We start from the raw sequence: 17,508 nt of genomic DNA, 5'->3' as shown, positions 1-17,508 counted from the left end.
ACGTCGCTTTTTCCAAAAAAAGACAGGAAACCACCCAATATCAATGACTTGAGACCAACCTCCCCAGACCCAAGACCCCCGAAACACTCCCTTACCCAGCGTCCACAGCACGGAATCAGCGCGACTCAAGTGCCCGGACGCAGGGGGACCTTGGGGAAAGCGGTCGAGTCAGGCCGCATCCGGCGACGTCTCCGGCTTCGGCTCGGGCATCACGGACGGATAGAGCTCGCTCATCGGCCTCGTCTGCCCATCCGGCAGGACGATCCGCATGTGTCGCCGGCGCAGCTGCCGCGGCTCGGACACCCCGACGGAATGGGCGATGGTCTCCACCTCCTTCACGATCTGCGCGGCATAGTTTGCGACGCGGTCCTTCTTCTCACGCACCACCAGTCCCTTCTGCAGATGCGGGTCGTGCGTCGTGACCCCCGTCGGACAGGTATTCTTGTGACAACGCATTGCCTGGATGCAGCCGAGCGAGAACATGAACCCTCGCGCGCAGGTCACGAAGTCCGCCCCCGTCGCGATGGCCCATGCAATATCGGACGGGTTCACCATCTTGCCGCTCGAGACGATGCGGATCCGGTCGTGCAGGCCGAACTCGTCCCGCAGGTCCACGGCGTTGGGCAGCGCTTCCCGGATCGGCATGCCGACGAGGTCCATCAAGGGCTGCGGCGAAGCACCTGTGCCCCCTTCCCCGCCGTCTATGGTGATGAAGTCGGGCGCCGAGGCTGCACCGCGCTCCTCAATAGTTTCAAAGAGCTCGCGGAAGACCTCGACGGACCCGATAACCGTCTTGATGCCAACCGGCTTGCCGGTCACCTCCCGAACATGGTCGATCATGTCGAGAAGGTCGGTCCAGCTTTTCATCTCCGGGTGCCTGTTTGGCGAGATGGAGGCCTCCCCGACCGGGATGCCTCGGATGCGGGCGATCTCCTCGCCGACCTTTTCCGCGGGAAGGATGCCGCCCTTCCCGGGCTTCGCCCCCTGCGCAAGCTTGATCTCGAACATGCGGACCTGCTCGTGCCCAGCGATCTCCCTCAGCTTCTCGTCCGACAAGGCGCCATCGGGCGTGCGCACGCCGTACTTGGCGGTTCCGATCTGGAAGACGATGTCGCAGCCGCCCTCGAGGTGGTACGGCGAAAGCCCCCCCTCCCCCGTGTTCATCCAGATGCCGGCCGTCTTCGCCCCGCGGCTAAGCGCGCGCACGGCCGGCGCTGAAAGAGCGCCGTAGCTCATGCCAGAGATGTTGAAGAAGGACGGCGCGTTGTAGGGCGTCCGCGCCCCGGGGCCGATGAGCAGAGGCTCGGAGGACGCGTATTGGTCGTCGATCGGCGGGAAGGCGGCGTTGGCGAAAAGCGTTGTGCCGGGCAGCGAGATATTCCGCGTCGAGCCGAAGGGGGCGACGTTGCTCTTCCCCTTGGAGGCGCGATCGACCCAGTTCCGCTGTGCGCGGTTGAACGGCAACTCCTCCCGGTCCATCGCGAAGAAGTACTGGCGGAAGAAGGTGCCGAGTTCGGTGAAGATCTTCCGGAAGCGCCCGATGACCGGGTAGTTCCGCCGGATGGCGTCCCTCGATTGACTGCGGTCCACGATATAGAGGACGAGCGCCGCGAGGACGGCGGCGCCGATCACGAAGACGAAGGTCAGCGCCATGATCTGCAGCGCGACCCCCGCCCATCCAAGACTTTCCAGCATGCTCGCTCTCCATTCGATCCATTTGTCTGGGTGCAGCTTCATGATGCGCCAGCGCGCCTGCAAGCTGAATGGCCCCGCGCTTCCAAGACGCGCGCGTGCCTCAGGTTCCGCTGCCGCGCGAATGCGAGAAGCCAAAGCGCTCCGTTCCGCGGGAGCTTTCGCTTCGGGGTGCAGGGCATCCGGATCTCATTGAAGGCGTTTAGCCGGGCGTCTTGGCGGGTCCGGCAGGTGCTGCGCCTTAGCCCTCGCCTGCGCAGCTCAGAGACCCGGCCAGACCTTGTCCGGCCTGGCCACGTCGAACGGCCGATCCGAGGTGGCGTTTTTGCCTTGCTCTAGAAGGCGGACGCGGTGCGCGCCCCGTGGCCGCTATGCTTTAGCTTCAGCTGAGAAGTTGCCCACGGTACGCAGGACTGCTCACGTCTTCTCAGACGGCACCGATCGCACGAACGACGGTCTCGGCGCTCTCGAGCGCCAGCATGTCGACGCCGTGGGTCAGGCCATGAGCCTCTATGACCTGCAGGACCCGCCGCGTATCCACATTCCCCGGGGCGCCGGGGGCGTAGGGGCAGCCGCCGAGACCGCCGATGGAGGCGTCGAAGGTGCGGAGGCCACGGTCGAGGGACAGGCTCACGAGATCCGTGGCGCGGCCGGACGTGTCGTGGAAATGCCCGGCGAGCCTGTCCGCTCCGACCTCCCCCAGAAGGCGGTCCAGAAGCGCGCTCAATGACTCTTCGGTCCCGGCGCCGATCGTGTCGCCGAGCGAGACTTCGTAACAGCCCGCCTCGAGAAGTCGCCGCGTCCAGCGGGCGACATCTTCCGGAGCCGTCGGGCCGTCATAGGGACATGCGATCACGGTGGAGAGGTAGCCACGCACGGGCGTCCCCGAGGCTTTGGCGCGGTCCAGCACCGGGGCGAAGCGTTCGAAGCTTTCCGCGATGGAGCAGTTGAGGTTGGCCTGGCTGAACCCCTCGGAGGCTGCGGCAAAGATCGCGACCTCATCGCAGCCCGCCGCCAGGGCCCGCTCCAGCCCCTTCAAGTTCGGTGTCAGAGCCGCATAGGTGACGCCCGGCTTCCGCGAGATCCCGGCCATGACGTCCGACGCATCGGCCATCTGCGGCACCCAGCGGGGACTGACGAAACTCGTCGCCTCGATCTTGCGCAGGCCGGTTCGGGACAGCGCATCGATAAGCTCGATCTTGTCCGCCGTCGTCACCATCTCTCCGCGGCTTTGCAGGCCATCGCGGGGGCCGACCTCGAAGAGCGTCACGTCCGGCGCCATCACGTCACCTCGCATTTGCGGCCAGCGCCTCTGGCAGCCATGTCACCAGACCCGGCGCGAGCGCGAAGAGGATCAGAACGGCGACCTGGATCATGAAGAACGGGATCACGCCGCGATAGACCTGCCCGATACCGATATTATCGGGCAGCACCCCCTTGAGGTAGAACAGCGTGTAGCCGAAGGGCGGGGTGATATAGGCCATCTGCGCGGTAATCATGAACAGCACGCCGAACCAGAGCGGGTCGAAGTCGAGTGACCTCACGATGGGCAGGAAGACAGGAACGCAGAGCAGGATGATCCCGATCTCGTCGAGGAAGAGGCCGAGGAAGATCAGGATCAGAACCATCGCCCCCAGCACCAGCCACCGGGAGGCTTCCAGCGTTTCCACGTAGCCGAGAAGGGAATCCGCGCCGCCCGTGGCAACGAAGGTGGAGATGAAGGCTCGCGCGCCTATGGTGATCCAGAGGATCATCGCAGTGACCCGCAAGGTGTCAGTCGCGCTGTCCGACAGCATGGTGAGATTGAAGCGCCCGGTGACGAGCGCCGAGGCAGCGGCGCCCAGAACACCCACGGCAGCAGCTTCGGTCGGGGTGGCGATGCCGGCATAGATCGAGCCCAGAACGCCGATGACGACGAAGGCAGGCAGGATCAGGCTTTTCAGCTTCGAGAGTTTTACCTTCAGCGGAATATCCTGAATGTCGTCCGGCTTCGGCGCGAGCTCCGGATTGATCCAGGTGCGGATGAGGATGTAGGCGACATAGCTGCCTGCAAGAATGAGGCCGGGCACGATGCCCGCGGCGAACATCTGACCGATCGAGATCTGGGCGGTGATCGCGTAGACGATGGTCACGACGGACGGCGGTATCAGGATGCCGAGCGTACCGCCGGCACAGATCGCGCCGAGGGCCAGCGGCGGGTGGTATCCCCGCGCCAGCATCGACGGCAGAGCGAGGATGCCCATCGCCGCGACTGCCGCACCGACGACGCCGGTCATCGCGGCAAGAATGGTGCAGATCGCGATGGTCCCCACGGCCAGGCCGCCATTCACCCGCGCGAACCAGGTCTCCATCGCATCATAGAGCGCATCGATGATCGAGGATTTCTGCAGGATCGACGCCATCAGGACGTAAAGCGGGATCGCCATGAGGCTCTCCGACGTCATCGTCTCGAAGGTGTTGAGGACCGCCACGATGAGGGCGGACGGCCCCCAAAGAAGGATCGTGGAGATGAAGGCGATGGCGCCGAGAACGAAGGCCAGCCCCGCTCCGCTCAGCATGAACAGAACGAGCGAGACGAACATGAAGGTGAGGATCATCGAGCTTTCCATCACGCGGCCTCCTCGTCTGCGATGACAAGGATTGCATCGGCCAGCGCCTGCAGGAGCAGAAGCAGCGCCGCCAGCGGCAGGAAGAACTTGGCCGGCCAGATGATCGGATTCCACGCGGAATAGCTTGTCTCGCCGTAGCTGAAGCTCTGCCAGGCGAGCGGCACGGCAAACCAGAGCAGGATCGCGCCGAACGCGGCGGCGAGCAGAAGCGCGACGAGCCGCAGGACCCTCGCAACGCTACCCGTGGCCCGTGCCGAGAGGATGTCGACGGCCACGTGCCCGCCGACATGAAGAAGATACGGCCCCCCGAGAAGGAAGAATGGGCCGAAGATCAATGTCGCGAGTTCCGGCGCCCAGGACGTGGGGGCGGCCAGGAAATAGCGCGACAGAACCTCCCACAGCATCAGCAGAACGATAGCGTAGACGAGCCATTTCGCGGCGGCGAACAGACCGCGGTTCAGCGCGGTTATGCCCCGTGAGAGGTGCAGCATGGTGATCTCCGGCAAAATCGCGGTCGGCCCTGCCGCGATGCGACAGGGCCGGGAACTGACGAGGGATTGTCAGAGAAGGCGCAGTTCTTCCATCAGCGCGATCTGCGACTCCATCATCCGGGTTGCCAGATCGTCCGTCGCGTTCTTTTTCCAGCTTTCGACCGCCTTGCCGCGGTTGTCCGCAATGTCCTGCGGGTCGAGGTCGATGATTTCGACACCGGCTTCCCGGAACTTGGCCAGGTATTCGCCGTTCGCGACAAGAATGTTCTGCCTCAGGGCGCCCGAGACTTCCCGCGCCGCGACGGCGAGCGCCGCCCTCTGCTGGTCGTCGAGCGCATCATAGGCTCGCGTGTTGGCAACATAGGAGGTCGCTGTGGTGGGCTGATGGAAGCCCGGCAGGACGAGGTACTTGGCGACCTCGTGGAGGCCTTCCTCGTAGTTCGCCTTGATGTCGCCGCGATCGGCGATGTCGATGAGGCCCTTGTCGAGCGCGGAATACACCTCCGACGTCGGTAGGGGCGAGACGGAGACGCCGAAGTCGCCCATCACGGCAGAGGCGAGGCCGACGAAGCGGCCTTTCAGGCCGTTCAGATCCGCGATGCTGGAGATCGGCACCCGCGAGTGGATCGGCTCCTCGCCGTAGACGGTCGGGGCGACATAGGTCAGCCCGGCCGGGGCGTAGCTTTCCCGGGCCAGCTCCATGCCGTCCCGCTCGTAGAACCACGCCTCGTACTGGTCCGCGTCGGGGAAGCCGAAGGGAACGGTGGACGAGAAGCCATGCGCCGGGATCTTGCCGGCGGTGTAGCCGTCGAAGGTCTTCATCATCTGAAAGGCGCCGCCGCGAACCGCATCGAAGGCTTGCGCCGATGGCACGATCTGACCGCCCGCGAAGGGGGTGATCTCGAGTGTGCCCCCGGTCAGCTCCGCCACGCGCTCGCAGAACTTTTCCTCGTAGAGCATCGGCGTGGTGCCGCCGCCCCAGAGCGCCTGCATGCGCCAGCTCGTCGTGCCCTGGGCACGGACGGAGGTGGCAGCGACGATGGCGGGAGCGGCCAGACCGGCAGCTCCGAGGCGCAGGATGCTGCGCCGGGTCGAATTGGACATGGTGTTCCTCCCTGATGTCATCTTCAGGCGCCCTCCAGCGCCTCCTTTGCACGGGCGACGCTGACGTCCCCCGCTGCGACGATGGCCTTGGCCACTCGATCGATCTCTGCACCGGTCGCGCCGGCGGTGATGGCGATGTTGCGGGCATGAAGCGTCATGTGACCACGCTGAATGCCTTCGGTCGCAAGCGCGCGAAGCGCCGCCATGTTCTGTGCAAGGCCGACCGCGGCGGTGATCTGTGCCAGTTCATCGGCCGAGCTGACCTGCATCAGCTTGAGCGCCGCCTGCGCAGCCGGGTGGGTTCGGGTCGCGCCGCCAACAATTCCAAGCGCCATCGGCATTTCCAGCGTGCCGACCAGCGCACCGTCGCGGTCGATTTCCCACGCTGTCAGCGAGGTGTAGCGCCCGTCGCGCGCGGCGTAGGCGTGGGCGCCCGCCTCGATGGCGCGCCAGTCGTTGCCGGTGGCGACGACCACGGGATCGATCCCGTTCATGATGCCCTTGTTGTGGGTGGCGGCGCGGTAGGGATCGATGATCGCAAGCGCGCACGCCTCGACAATGCCTCGGGCCACGTCGGCGCCCGCCATCGTCTTGGTCGTCAGTGCCTCTTCGGGAATCCGTACGGAGGCAGTGACGAGGCGGCGGTCGGCGAGGTTCGACAGGATGCGAAGGCGCACCTTGCCGCCGGCGATCTCCTCGACGCGCGGAGCGAGCATCTCGGCCATGCTGTTGACCGTGTTGGCGCCCATCGCGTCCCGCACATCGACGAGGAGGTGCAGCACGACCATGGGCCCGATCGGGGTCTGCGGAAAGACGTGAACCTCGATATCCTTGCAGCCGCCGCCGAGGCTCACGAGCACCGTGTCGCGTGAATTGGCCATCTCGATGAGTTCATCCCGGCGAGCCAGAATGCGGGCGCGGGCGCCTTGCGGATCGGGCACCCCGACGATCTGGACCTGCGCGCGCATGATCGGCGTCGTGCAGGAGGCCGTGAACCCGCCCCCGCTCCGCGCGATCTTCGCCATGTACGACGCCGCAGCGACCACCGAAGGCTCCTCGACCGCCATGGGCACGAGGTGGTCGCGGCCGTTGACGGTGAAGTTGGTGGCAACGCCGAGCGGCAGTTCGAACTTGCCGATGACGTTCTCGATCATCCCGTTCGCCGTGGAGAGCGGCAGGATATCGTCGCCGGACAAGGCGGCTTCCACGGCCTGGTCCAAACCGGCGGAGGCCGCGATGGCGCTCCGACGTTCGGCAGGCTCCATGTCGCGCATGCCTTCTATGCGCGATCCGGACCCGGCGCGGTTTTCGGTGGGCAGGGTGCCTGCTCGATCGGCCATGTCATGCTCTCCTCATCCGGCGGGCACCATCGCCGAGGTTGGGGATCTTGTATTGGTACAGATAGTGAAATTGAACCTGTACTGTACCCATAGTGTAGTAGAGACACTCCCGACATGGCCCAGACGAAGACAGACCGCATTTTCCACGCGCTCAAGCAGCGGATCACCTCTGGCGATCTCGCCGAAGGCACGCGCCTGATGTCTCTTCGGCAGTCCTGTCAGCAATACGGCGTCTCGAAGAACATCATGGTGACCGTCTATGACAGGCTCGTTGCGCATGGCCTCGCCACCTCGCGGCAGGGCGCCGGTTTCTTCGTCGCGCAGCTCTCGTCGAAGGACGCGGAGCCCGCGAACTTGCGGGAAGCCAGTGACATCGTTTCGCTCCTCCATGCCCAGCTCGATCGACCCTATACGGTGCTGGTGGGGGACGGGCGGCCACCTGAAACCTGGCTTCTGAGCTCCGTTCCCGGCGTGACCCTGCCGACGGGCGAAGGGGGCTATGGTACGCCGCATGGGCTTCTTTCCCTGCGGGAGTGCATCGCGGCGGCTCAGCTTTCTTCCGGGATCGAGGTCGGTCCGGCGCAGATTGTCACCACATTCGGAGCGAACCATGCGCTCGATCTGGTCATCCGCCGTTTTGCCCGTGAGGGCGATACGGTCCTTGCGGACGATCCCGGTTACTACCCTCTCTTCGCCAAGTTGCGACTTGCGGGGGTGAACGTCATCGGCGTCCCGCGCACCCCGCGCGGCCCTGATCCGGAGGCGCTTCAGGACTTGGCCACCCAGCATCGGGCGCGGATCTTCTTTACCCAGTCGTTGGCCCAGAACCCAACCGGCTGCTCCATCGATTTGCCCACCGCTCACGCGATCCTTCAGGTCGCGGACCGGAAGGACATGCTGGTGATCGACGACGATCCCTTCATCGATTTGCCGGGGGTGGGCGGCACGCGTCTGGCGCAGCTCGACCTCTTCGAGCGGGTGATCCAGATCGGCACCTTTTCGAAGACGCTATCGCCCTCGTTCCGGTCAGGGTTCGTCATCGCCAAGGCGGAAATCGCCGCCAGTCTCGCTGAACTGAAGATGATCCTCGCCGTAAACAGCTCCAGCCATACCGAGCGCGCCATCGTCGATGTCATCCGCAGCAGGCGGCATGAGAAAATACGGACCCGCATGGCCAAGCGACTTAGTGCGAACCGGGACGAGGGGGTGGAGCGGCTTGCGGAGTTGGGATTCCAGCTATTCGCGCCGCCCGATGGGGGGCTCTATGGCTGGGTTACGCTGCCGGAGGATACGGACGATCTGGAGCTGGCCCGGCAGGCGGCGGCGCAGGGCATCTTCCTGGCGCCCGGCCGCCTCTTTCGCACGGGCGAAGGACCGTATGCCCCGGGAATGCGGATCAACTGGAGCCGCATCAACGATAGCCGATTCTATTCCTTCTTGCGCAGCGTCATCTGATCTCGCTTCGGCTCAGGCCAGCCGTGGCCGACTGCTTTCCTCGGCCTTCCGCCCCACGGGGCCCGGCCCCTCCCCCCGCACGAAAAAGGGCGCGGCCGAAACCGCGCCCCGTCTTGCTCTCTTCGAGCAGCCTCAGTGGACCACAGCGTCTTCCGGCTTGCCGCGGCCGGAGGAGGCCACGCGGTCGCCGATGAGCAGGCCTTCCGCTCCGGCACCGACCGTCAGCGTCTCGCCGTCGGAGACGTCCCCGGCGAGGATCATCTCGGCCAGTTCATCCTGCAGCGCCCGCTGGATCACCCGCTTGAGCGGTCGCGCCCCGAAGACCGGGTCGTACCCCTCGTCGGCCAGCCAGCGCTTCGCGGCCTCGTCCACCTCCAGCGAGATCCCCCGATGCGCGAGGCGCTTCTGCAGGAGCCCGAGCTGGATATCCACGATCCCGGTCATGTCCTCCCGGCCAAGCCGGTCGAAGATGATGGTCTCGTCCAGACGGTTCAGGAACTCGGGCCGGAAATGCGCCCGGACCGCATCCATGACGTCCCGCTTTGCCGGCCCCGGATCGGCGCCGTCGGGCATCTGGCTGAGCGCCTGCGCGCCGAGGTTCGAGGTCAGCACGATGAGCGTCTGCTTGAAGTCCACCGTCCGTCCCTGCCCGTCCGTGAGCTGCCCGTCATCGAGCACCTGCAGAAGGACGTTGAAGACATCCGGATGCGCCTTCTCCACCTCGTCGAACAGCACCACCTGATAAGGCCGGCGCCGCACGGCTTCCGTCAGGACGCCGCCCTCGTCGTAACCGACATAGCCCGGAGGCGCGCCGATCAGGCGAGAGACGGCGTGCTTCTCCATGAACTCGCTCATGTCGATCCGCACCATCGCGCTGTCGTCGTCGAACAGGAACTCCGCCAGCGACTTCGTCAACTCCGTCTTGCCGACGCCGGTCGGCCCGAGGAAGAGGAAGGAGCCGAGGGGACGATTCTCGTCGTTCAGCCCCGCGCGCGCCCGGCGCACGGCGTTGGAGACGGCGCGCACGGCCTGACGCTGGCCGATCACCCGGCGCCCGATGGCATCTTCCATCCGCAGGAGCTTGTCCCGCTCGCCCTCGAGGAGTTTCGAGACCGGAATCCCGGTCCAGCGCTCCACGACCTGGGCAATCTGCTCGGGACGGACGGCTTCCTCCACCATCATGTCGCCATCGGCGCCTTCGGCCTCAGCGAGCTGTTTCTCGAGCTGCGGGATGATGCCGTAGCTCAACTCGCCGGCGCGGGCGAGGTTGCCCTCCCGCTTGGCGATGTCGAGATCCGCGCGGGCCCGGTCGAGCTGTTCCTTCAGCTCGCGAGAGCCTTCGAGCCGGTCGCGCTCGGACTGCCACTTCGCCGTCATCTCGGCGGAGCGCTGTTGCAGATCGCCGAGTTCGCGCTCGAGCTTCTCAAGACGGTCCTTCGAGGCCTGATCGTCCTCGGCGCGGAGCGCCTCCGCCTCGATCTGCTTCTGCAGGATCTCCCGGTCGAGCGCGTCCAGCTCCTCGGGCTTGCTGTCCACTTCCATCCGAAGGCGCGACGCCGCCTCGTCCATCAGGTCGATGGCCTTGTCGGGCAGGAAGCGGTCCGTGATGTAGCGGTGGGACAACTGCGCCGCGGAGACAAGCGCGCTATCCGAGATCCGCACGCCGTGGTGCAGCTCGTACTTCTCCTTGATGCCCCGCAGGATGGAGACGGTATCCTCCACCGTCGGCTCCTCGATCATGACCGGCTGGAACCGCCGCGCGAGGGCCGCGTCCTTCTCGACGTGCTTGCGGTACTCGTCGAGCGTGGTGGCGCCGACGCAGTGCAGCTCACCCCGCGCAAGGGCGGGCTTCAGGAGGTTGGACGCATCCATAGCGCCGTCCGCCTTACCGGCGCCGACAAGGGTGTGCATCTCATCGATGAAGAGCACGATCTCGCCCGCAGCGGCGGTGACTTCGGACAGGATCGCCTTGAGACGCTCCTCGAACTCGCCGCGATACTTCGCGCCTGCGATCAGCGCGCCCATGTCGAGTGCCATGAGACGCTTGTTGCGCAAGCTCTCGGGCACATCGCCGTTCACGATCCGCAGCGCGAGACCTTCGGCAATGGCCGTCTTGCCGACGCCGGGCTCACCGATGAGGACGGGGTTGTTCTTCGTCCGGCGGGACAGGACCTGCATCGAGCGCCGGATTTCCTCGTCCCGGCCGATGATCGGGTCGATCTTGCCCTGCTCGGCCGCCTCGGTGAGATCGCGCGCGTACTTCTTGAGGGCGTCGTAGCCCTCTTCCGCACTGGCGCTGTCCGCCGTCCGGCCCTTGCGGACGTCATTGATCGCGCCGTTGAGGTTCTGCGCCGTGACGGCTCCCGCCTCCAGCGCCGTCTTCGCACCAGAGCGCACGACGGCCAGCGCCGTCAGGATGCGCTCGACGGGGACGAAGCTGTCGCCCGCCTTCTTCGCGATCTTCTGGGCCTCGTCGAGGACCTTCGCCGTCGAGGTATCGATGTAGATCTGGCCGGAATCGCCGCTTACCTTGGGCAGCTTCGCAATCGCCGCGTCGACGGCTTCGACCACGCGCTCGGGCGCGCCTCCGGCCTTGCGGATCAGGTTGCTCGCAAGCCCCTGATCGTCGTCCATCAGGGCCTTCAGAAGATGCTCGGGCACCATGCGCTGGTGATCCTCTCGCATCGCGATGGTCTGAGCCGCCTGCAGAAAGCCGCGCGACCTCTCCGTGAACTTCTCCATGTCCATCGGTCGTATTCTCCTTTGTATTCAAGCACCCGGCTGGTGAATGCTCCCGTCTTGCGGCGAGCCTCCGGCACCGGGCCTTGATCATCAGATGGAAGCACTGTTGCTCATATGCAACCCCCTCCACGGGCGCTTCGAACAAAAAAAGCGCCCGCCGGAGCGGACGCTTTTCGCAAGGCCGGCCCGGAGGCCTTTACTGCTGGAGGATCGTCTCGCCGTCGCGGCCTTCGGGGCCGGAGGGCGTCGGTGTGAACTCGGTGTCCGTGTCGGGATCATCGACCTCTTCGAGATCCATGCCGGAGCTTTCCTCGGCGCCCTCTTCACCCTCGGGCGTTTCGGTCGTGCCAACCGTCGCGGTGGGCTGGGTCACGGTCGCGGGTTGCTCCTCGCCGGCCGGGGCAACGTCGCCCTGCTCCTGCTCGGACGCGGGCTCGAGCGCAGCGCCCTCATCAGCTGCCCCCTCTTCAGTGGCGGCGCCGTCCTCGACGTCCGCCCCCGTCTCGTTCATCATCTCCTCGCCTTCGGCGCTCGAGGCGGCACCGGCGGCGCCTTCGATCATGTCGGAGCCCGTTTCATCGGAGAGCCCTGCCCCGGCCTCATCGACCACGCCTTCCGGCGCCGTTCCGGCCCCGGTCGGCTCCACGGCAACCTCGTTGTTCGGCGCCTCTCCGGGAGCGGCCGCGCCGTCGACCTCCCTGCCGGACCACGCCAGGAGAATGGCGAGGATGACCACGACGCCCACGGAGAGGACCGCCAGAGGGATCATGAGGGTCATGGCCTTGCGGTCGCGGCGGGCAGTAATCGTGGTGCTCATGTCAATCTCCGGAAACTCTCGTGGCTATGCGCGGCAAACGTAACCCGTTCGTGCGGGGTTCCGCATCATCGCGCAAGGCCCTGCAGAACGGAAAAACGGGGGCGCGCGGAACTTTCGGGAGTCGTCGGAGTAGTTATCCACAGAACATGGCACGGCGACCGACAGACGTCCCGGCCACCAATAAAGAGAAGCGAGCAGGACAGTGATGACCCTCAATAACAGACCGCGCACCGGCGTGCTCCTGGGGGAGCGCAAGTCGCACATCGCCGAGGCCGAGGCCTCTTCCGCTGCCGCAACATCTACTCCGGCCCTGAAAAACGCCGGTACCATGGGGAGCAACGCCATGACCGTCCTGTCCACTCATATCGTCCATGCCCGCCGTGATCGCGACTTCGGCCGCGTCGAGGCAATGGTCCGTCTCATCGTCCGCGATACCGCCGATGCCCGCCCTCAGGTCGTCCACCGCCGTGTGAACGTTCCTGCCCGGAGCGAGAGCCTCCGGGACGACATCGCGCGCGAAGCCGCGCTGATGGCAGCGCTCGACCAACGCGCACATACGCGGGTTCACGTCGAGACGCAGGCGCCGCTGGCCGCCTGACGCACTTGGGCCGCGCGGCATCCACGCGCGGCCGCTCGCATCGTCCGGCCCGATCGCCTAGATTGGACTGGCCATGCCCGCCCTCTGCAGAGATTGCCTGTCCCACTGGCCCGACGCACCGGGCCTACGCTGCCCCGTCTGTCGGGGCCGGCGTCTTTTGTCGCATCCGGAGCTCTTCACGCTCGGCATAGCGCACATGGACTGCGACGCTTTCTATGCATCGGTCGAGAAGCGGGACGATCCCTCCTTGCGCGACAAGCCCGTCATCGTCGGCGGCGGCAGGCGCGGCGTCGTCTCGACGTGCTGCTACATCGCCCGGATCTACGGCGTCAGGTCGGCAATGCCGATGTTCAAGGCGCTGAAGCTCTGCCCGGACGCCGTCATCGTGAAGCCCCGAGGGGCGGCTTATGTCGAAGCGTCCCGCGCGATCCGCGCGATGATGGACGACATGACCCCGGCGATCGAACCCCTGTCCCTCGACGAGGCGTTCCTCGACCTGACCGGAACCGAGCGCCTGCATGGTGCACCGCCCGCCCTTCTCCTCGCGCGCCTCCTGAAGCGGATGGAAGACGAGCTCGGTCTCTCCGGCTCCATCGGGCTGTCGCACAACAAGTTCCTTGCCAAACTGGCAAGCGAACTGGACAAGCCCCGCGGCTTCTCGGTCATCGGGAAGGCCGAGACCCTCGACATGCTGGCGCCGATGCCGGTCTCCCGGATCTGGGGCGTCGGTCAGGCGGCGCAGTCGAGCCTCGAGAAGGCCGGCATCAGGACGTTCGCGGATCTTCAGCGCTGGGATCGCAAGGACCTGAGCCACCGGTTCGGCTCGTCCGGCGAGCGCCTCTATCACCTCTGCCGCGGCGTCGATGCCCGGCGGGTGACGCAGGACCGCCAGGCCAAGTCGATCTCCAACGAGACCACGTTCGGCGAGGACACGGCTGACCGCGACCTTCTCGACGGGCATCTCTGGCGCCTGTCGGAGAAGGTGTGCGACCGCGCCAAGGCCAAGGGGCTCGCCGGGCGCGTGGTGACCCTCAAGCTCAAGCGGGCGAGCCACAAGCTCGTCACCCGCCGGGTCTCCCTCGACCATCCCACCCAGATCGCGGACCGGCTCTACCGCGCTGCGCGCGGCCTTCTGGACCAGACCGACGACCCCGGCCCGTTCCGCCTGATCGGCGTCGGCATCTCGGATCTGTCCGAGGAAAAGGGCGGCACGGAGTTCGGCGACCTGCTCGACCCGGATGCCGCCGCCCGCGCCCGGGCGGAGCGCGCCACCGATGCGATTCGCGGTCGGTTCGGGGAAGGCGCGATCCTCAAGGGCCGTGCCCTGCGCTGACGGCTACTCCGCGGCCAGCGAAACGGATTGAGCCGGCCGGCCGAGATCGGCGAGCTTGCGGACGATTCCAGACATCCGCTCGCGAAAGGCGTCGAACTCCGGCCCTTTCTCGATCCGAGCCTCGTCCATGTAGAGACTGCGGTCGATCTCGATCTGCACGGCATGCTGGTTGCGCGCGGGTCGCCCGTATTGCTGCGTCACATAAGCACCGGCGAACGGGACGTTGAGCGCGACCCGAAACCCCTCTTTCCGGAAGATGGCCTCGATCCGCTGCATGATATCGCCGCCGCAGGCCGCGCCGAAGCGGTTCCCGAGCACGACCTGCGGCGGACGCCCGCCCGCGCGCAGCCCTGCATCGATCGCCTCGTGCGGCATCGAGTGCATGTCGAACAGGATCGCGATCCCGTGCGCGCGCTTCGCGCTTTCGATCTCGGCGGCCAGTGCGGCGTGGTAGGGCTGCCAGAAATCGGCGATACGCGCCTTCGCCTCGGCCAGTTCGATCTTGCCGCTATAGATCGCCCGCCCGTTCGAGACGACGCGGGGAATCACGCCCAGGCCCGAACCGATCCGCGGATTGTTTCCGGATCCGCGAACGTTCTGCACCACCCCGGGATCGAGTTCGTCCGGACCGCGATTGAGATCGATGTAGGCCCGCGGCACATTGGCCGCGATCAGGGTCGCGCCGCAGGACGGTGCGGCGCTCACGAGTTCGTCCATGAAAGCGTCCTCCGAGGAGCGAACCGACAGCTCGTCGAGAATCACCCGGCGCAGGAACGACGGCGGGTAATCCCGCCCGCTATGGGGAGAGGCGAAAATGGTGGCCGTGGTCGCTCTCGTCGGACGTTCGATCCGGAACGGCGCCTGCGTCATGATCCTCTCCCCTTGTCAGAAGATGATGCGGTTTTTTTATCGGTGCGGAAACCCCTTGAACCCCCTCCGCGATGCTTTTATAGAGCGCTCCACCGACGCGGCACCGATCCCGCGTCCTTTGCTTCCGACGGAAGCTTGGGACAAAGGAAAAGAGCTGTGGCACGGGCGGTTAGCTCAGCGGTAGAGCACTACGTTGACATCGTAGGGGTCACTGGTTCGATCCCAGTACCGCCCACCATTATTCGCCGGCCCGCCACGCGGGGGCCATGAACGCAACCGGGCGCGCACAACCAAGGGCGCCGCAGTTTGAGGAGAGGTCCTGATGAAGGTCCGCAATTCGCTCCGCTCGCTGAAGAACCGGCACCGGGATTGCCGTGTCGTGCGCCGCAAGGGCCGCGTCTACGTCATCAACAAGACCCAGCGCCGCTTCAAGGCCCGCCAGGGCTGATCGAGCGCACCGGTCTGGTGCAAAGAAGGGCCGCTCCCTCGCCGGAGCGGCCCTCTTTTTTTGTCTGATCAATCCCGCGTCCAGGTCGCGTGTGCCCGCAAGGCTGACCGGCGCGGATCGGCGTGGATCCCGCCGACGCCTCCCTCGCCCACGATCCCATCTGATCTCCTTGAGAGGCGGGGGAAGGTCGCGCCGGCCGCAGCGGGCCGACGCTCTTCCTGCCGGCCCGGATCAGGCCGAAGCCCTCCCCCTCATCTTCCGCCGAGGAACAGCTGGCCCACATCCGCCAGCATTCGGGCGAGCGTCTCTTCGGTCAGATAGCCCGTGATCTCGATATCCCGATCGCGCTGGAAGCGTCGGATGGCGCGGCGGGTGTCGTCGTCGAACCGACCGTCGAGCTGACCCGGCTCCAGTCCGAGCTGGTCCAGCCGCTTTTCGACCAGGGAGCGGGTGATCGGGTTGAGCGGCAGGGCCTGCTCGGCAGTCTCCGCCTCGCGCCGCCCGTCGCTGCTTTCCTCGACGAGCGCCGCGATCCGGGATCGCGCCTCCTCGTTGAACGCGCCCTCGGGGAACGTCTCGAGATAGGCGCGATAGGCGGGAATCGTCGCCGTATCGGCCGCCTGATCCCAGGCGGCGCGGTCGCGCTCCTCGGCTTCGGCCCGCTTGCTCTCCTCGATCGCGCCCAGTCGCGCTTCAGCGATATCGGAATAGAGCCCGTCGGGATAGCGCTCGAGATAGGTGCGAAGCCCGGCCTCGTCCCCGCCGGCGCCGGTGGCGTCCCAGGTCGCGCGGTCCTGCTGCTCCGCCTCGAGACGACGGCGCTCGGCCTCCGCCTCGTTCCGGGCCTGCCGCCGTTCGGATTGCAGCGTCAGTCGCTCGATCTGCCGCCGGTCGAGATAGCCGGTTTCCGGAAAGCCGTTCTGCCGCTGGAACCGGCTCACCGCGCCGCGGGTGCCCGGGCCGAAGATCCCGTCGATCCCGCGGGGCTCGTAATCGAGAACGGTCAGGCTCTGCTGGATCTGCCTGCGCTCGTCGCGGGACAGCCCGAGGGCCTCCTCCTGCAGACGCTGATCCCGGTTGGGCTCAGATTCGATGGCCTCGATGGCGGATCGCGCCTGCGTCGCGAAGGTGCCGCGCGGATAGCGTTCGATATAGCCCTGGTAGGACGCGAGCGTGTCCTGCTCCTGAGAAGCCTCCCAGATCGCCCGCTCGACCTCGGCGGCGATCTCGGCCTGCGAAGAGCCGGTCTCGGTATCCGCTTCCCGCCGCTCTTCGGTCTGGAAGATCAGCCGGTCCGACACGAAGCCGTCCGCCGAGATGCCCTCCACCGACCCGATGGACGCGGCGAGGCTGCGGCCCGGCTCGGTCAGGTCCCGCGCCACGAATCGCGCCATGTCTTCGGGCTCGCCGCGCAGGACGGTCACGCCCTGCGGCACGGTGCCCAACCTGACCCCATCCGAAAGCCCGCGTCCGAGATCGAGATCGTCCTCCTCGACGCCGAGCGCCACCACCGCGCCGCCCGGCACGCGCCCGGCAATTTCCAGCACCGTGGTGAGGGAGAGGCCCACGCCCCCCACCGTCGCGAGGTTGAGATTGCCGCGCGCCGGCAGGTCGTAGCGATCGGCGAGGATCCAGCTCTCCCGTCCGCTACGCACGAATCGGCCCGTCAGATGGATGACGAGGCGCTCCCCGTCCTCCAACTCGGTCAGCGTTTCCGACAGCGAGGTGCGCATGTCCTCCACGCGCCCCCCGGTTCCGGCCGTTACGGTGAATCCCGCATCGCGCAGGCCCTGCGCCACGTCGGGCATGCCGCTGCCGGTGAAAAGACCGGCGCGGGCCGGCTCCGGGGCGCCGAGAACGAGGGCCTGATCGGCGCGGGCTGCGCCGTGGATCAGCGCGATCCCGGCGGCGGCGACGAGGCAGAGTCGAGAGATCATGGCGGGCAGTCCTCCCATGGATGTGACGGGTCCGGCCCTGGCCGGTATGCTCGCCATGAAGGCTATAGTCGG

The 17,508-nt window shown here is 66.4% G+C and carries 14 protein-coding genes and 1 tRNA gene; 5 read left to right on the top strand and 10 right to left on the bottom strand.

What is annotated here, in order from left to right:
* Positions 1–168: 168 nt before the first annotated feature.
* The 6 genes from DQG15_RS16655 to DQG15_RS16630 all read right to left on the bottom strand — a co-directional run bounded on the left by DQG15_RS16655 (position 169) and on the right by DQG15_RS16630 (position 7,236).
* Complete coding sequence (locus DQG15_RS16655; RefSeq protein WP_116087218.1) at positions 169–1,695, bottom strand: FMN-binding glutamate synthase family protein; 1,527 nt, start codon at positions 1,693–1,695, stop codon at positions 169–171.
* 424 nt (positions 1,696–2,119) lie between these two features.
* Positions 2,120–2,989: a hydroxymethylglutaryl-CoA lyase gene (locus tag DQG15_RS16650; RefSeq protein ID WP_370454192.1), complete on the bottom strand. Its 870-nt coding sequence runs from the start codon at positions 2,987–2,989 to the stop codon at positions 2,120–2,122.
* On the bottom strand, positions 2,979–4,301 hold the full coding sequence (locus DQG15_RS16645) for a TRAP transporter large permease subunit (RefSeq protein ID WP_116087214.1): 1,323 nt from the start codon (positions 4,299–4,301) through the stop codon (positions 2,979–2,981). The genes DQG15_RS16650 and DQG15_RS16645 overlap by 11 nt, the downstream gene beginning before the upstream one ends.
* A complete protein-coding gene (locus DQG15_RS16640) occupies positions 4,301–4,792 on the bottom strand; it encodes a TRAP transporter small permease subunit (protein WP_116087211.1) in 492 nt (163 codons plus the stop codon). The genes DQG15_RS16645 and DQG15_RS16640 overlap by 1 nt, the downstream gene beginning before the upstream one ends.
* A 69-nt stretch (positions 4,793–4,861) precedes the next feature.
* The gene (gene dctP / locus DQG15_RS16635) at positions 4,862–5,896 is read right to left on the bottom strand and encodes a TRAP transporter substrate-binding protein DctP (RefSeq protein WP_116087208.1); all 1,035 of its coding nucleotides are present in this window, start codon (positions 5,894–5,896) and stop codon (positions 4,862–4,864) included.
* A gap of 23 nt (positions 5,897–5,919) precedes the next feature.
* Positions 5,920–7,236, bottom strand: a complete 1,317-nt coding sequence (locus DQG15_RS16630) for a hydroxymethylglutaryl-CoA reductase, degradative (protein WP_116087206.1) — start codon at positions 7,234–7,236, stop codon at positions 5,920–5,922.
* A 114-nt stretch (positions 7,237–7,350) separates the two neighbouring features.
* Here DQG15_RS16630 and DQG15_RS16625 point away from each other — a divergent pair, with 114 nt between their 5' ends.
* Positions 7,351–8,691 (top strand): PLP-dependent aminotransferase family protein, encoded by a 1,341-nt coding sequence (locus tag DQG15_RS16625; protein ID WP_116087204.1) that lies wholly within the window; start codon positions 7,351–7,353, stop codon positions 8,689–8,691.
* 132 nt (positions 8,692–8,823) lie between these two features.
* Here the strand turns inward: DQG15_RS16625 and clpB are convergent, their stop codons facing one another.
* Together clpB and DQG15_RS16615 are read right to left on the bottom strand one after the other, a co-directional pair.
* Positions 8,824–11,439, bottom strand: coding sequence for an ATP-dependent chaperone ClpB (gene clpB / locus DQG15_RS16620; protein WP_116087202.1), 2,616 nt, complete (start codon positions 11,437–11,439; stop codon positions 8,824–8,826).
* A 190-nt stretch (positions 11,440–11,629) separates the two neighbouring features.
* Positions 11,630–12,250 (bottom strand): hypothetical protein, encoded by a 621-nt coding sequence (locus DQG15_RS16615; RefSeq protein WP_116087200.1) that lies wholly within the window; start codon positions 12,248–12,250, stop codon positions 11,630–11,632.
* 205 nt (positions 12,251–12,455) lie between these two features.
* On the opposite strand from DQG15_RS16615, the gene DQG15_RS16610 reads away from it, so the two are divergent.
* Positions 12,456–12,848, top strand: a complete 393-nt coding sequence (locus DQG15_RS16610; RefSeq protein ID WP_116087198.1) for a hypothetical protein — start codon at positions 12,456–12,458, stop codon at positions 12,846–12,848.
* Between the two features lie 73 nt (positions 12,849–12,921).
* Complete coding sequence (locus DQG15_RS16605; RefSeq protein WP_116087196.1) at positions 12,922–14,181, top strand: DNA polymerase IV; 1,260 nt, start codon at positions 12,922–12,924, stop codon at positions 14,179–14,181.
* 3 nt (positions 14,182–14,184) lie between these two features.
* Here the strand turns inward: DQG15_RS16605 and DQG15_RS16600 are convergent, their stop codons facing one another.
* Positions 14,185–15,051 carry an N-formylglutamate amidohydrolase gene (locus DQG15_RS16600; RefSeq protein WP_116087194.1) on the bottom strand — a complete coding sequence of 289 codons (867 nt, stop codon included), beginning with the start codon at positions 15,049–15,051 and terminating at the stop codon, positions 14,185–14,187.
* A gap of 163 nt (positions 15,052–15,214) precedes the next feature.
* On the opposite strand from DQG15_RS16600, the gene DQG15_RS16595 reads away from it, so the two are divergent.
* Both DQG15_RS16595 and ykgO read left to right on the top strand, forming a co-directional pair.
* Positions 15,215–15,289 (top strand) — tRNA-Val (locus tag DQG15_RS16595).
* A gap of 84 nt (positions 15,290–15,373) precedes the next feature.
* Complete coding sequence (gene ykgO, locus DQG15_RS16590) at positions 15,374–15,499, top strand: type B 50S ribosomal protein L36 (RefSeq protein WP_005850168.1); 126 nt, start codon at positions 15,374–15,376, stop codon at positions 15,497–15,499.
* A 251-nt stretch (positions 15,500–15,750) separates the two neighbouring features.
* On the opposite strand, the gene DQG15_RS16585 is transcribed toward ykgO, so the two are convergent.
* On the bottom strand, positions 15,751–17,436 hold the full coding sequence (locus DQG15_RS16585; protein ID WP_198665178.1) for a peptidoglycan-binding domain-containing protein: 1,686 nt from the start codon (positions 17,434–17,436) through the stop codon (positions 15,751–15,753).
* Between the last annotated feature and the right edge of the window lie 72 nt (positions 17,437–17,508).

This window comes from Tropicimonas sp. IMCC34011 (genome assembly GCF_003390865.1).
GTDB lineage: Bacteria > Pseudomonadota > Alphaproteobacteria > Rhodobacterales > Rhodobacteraceae > Tropicimonas_B.
Note: the sequence above shows the minus strand (reverse complement) of the source record. Positions and strands in the feature narration are given on the sequence as shown.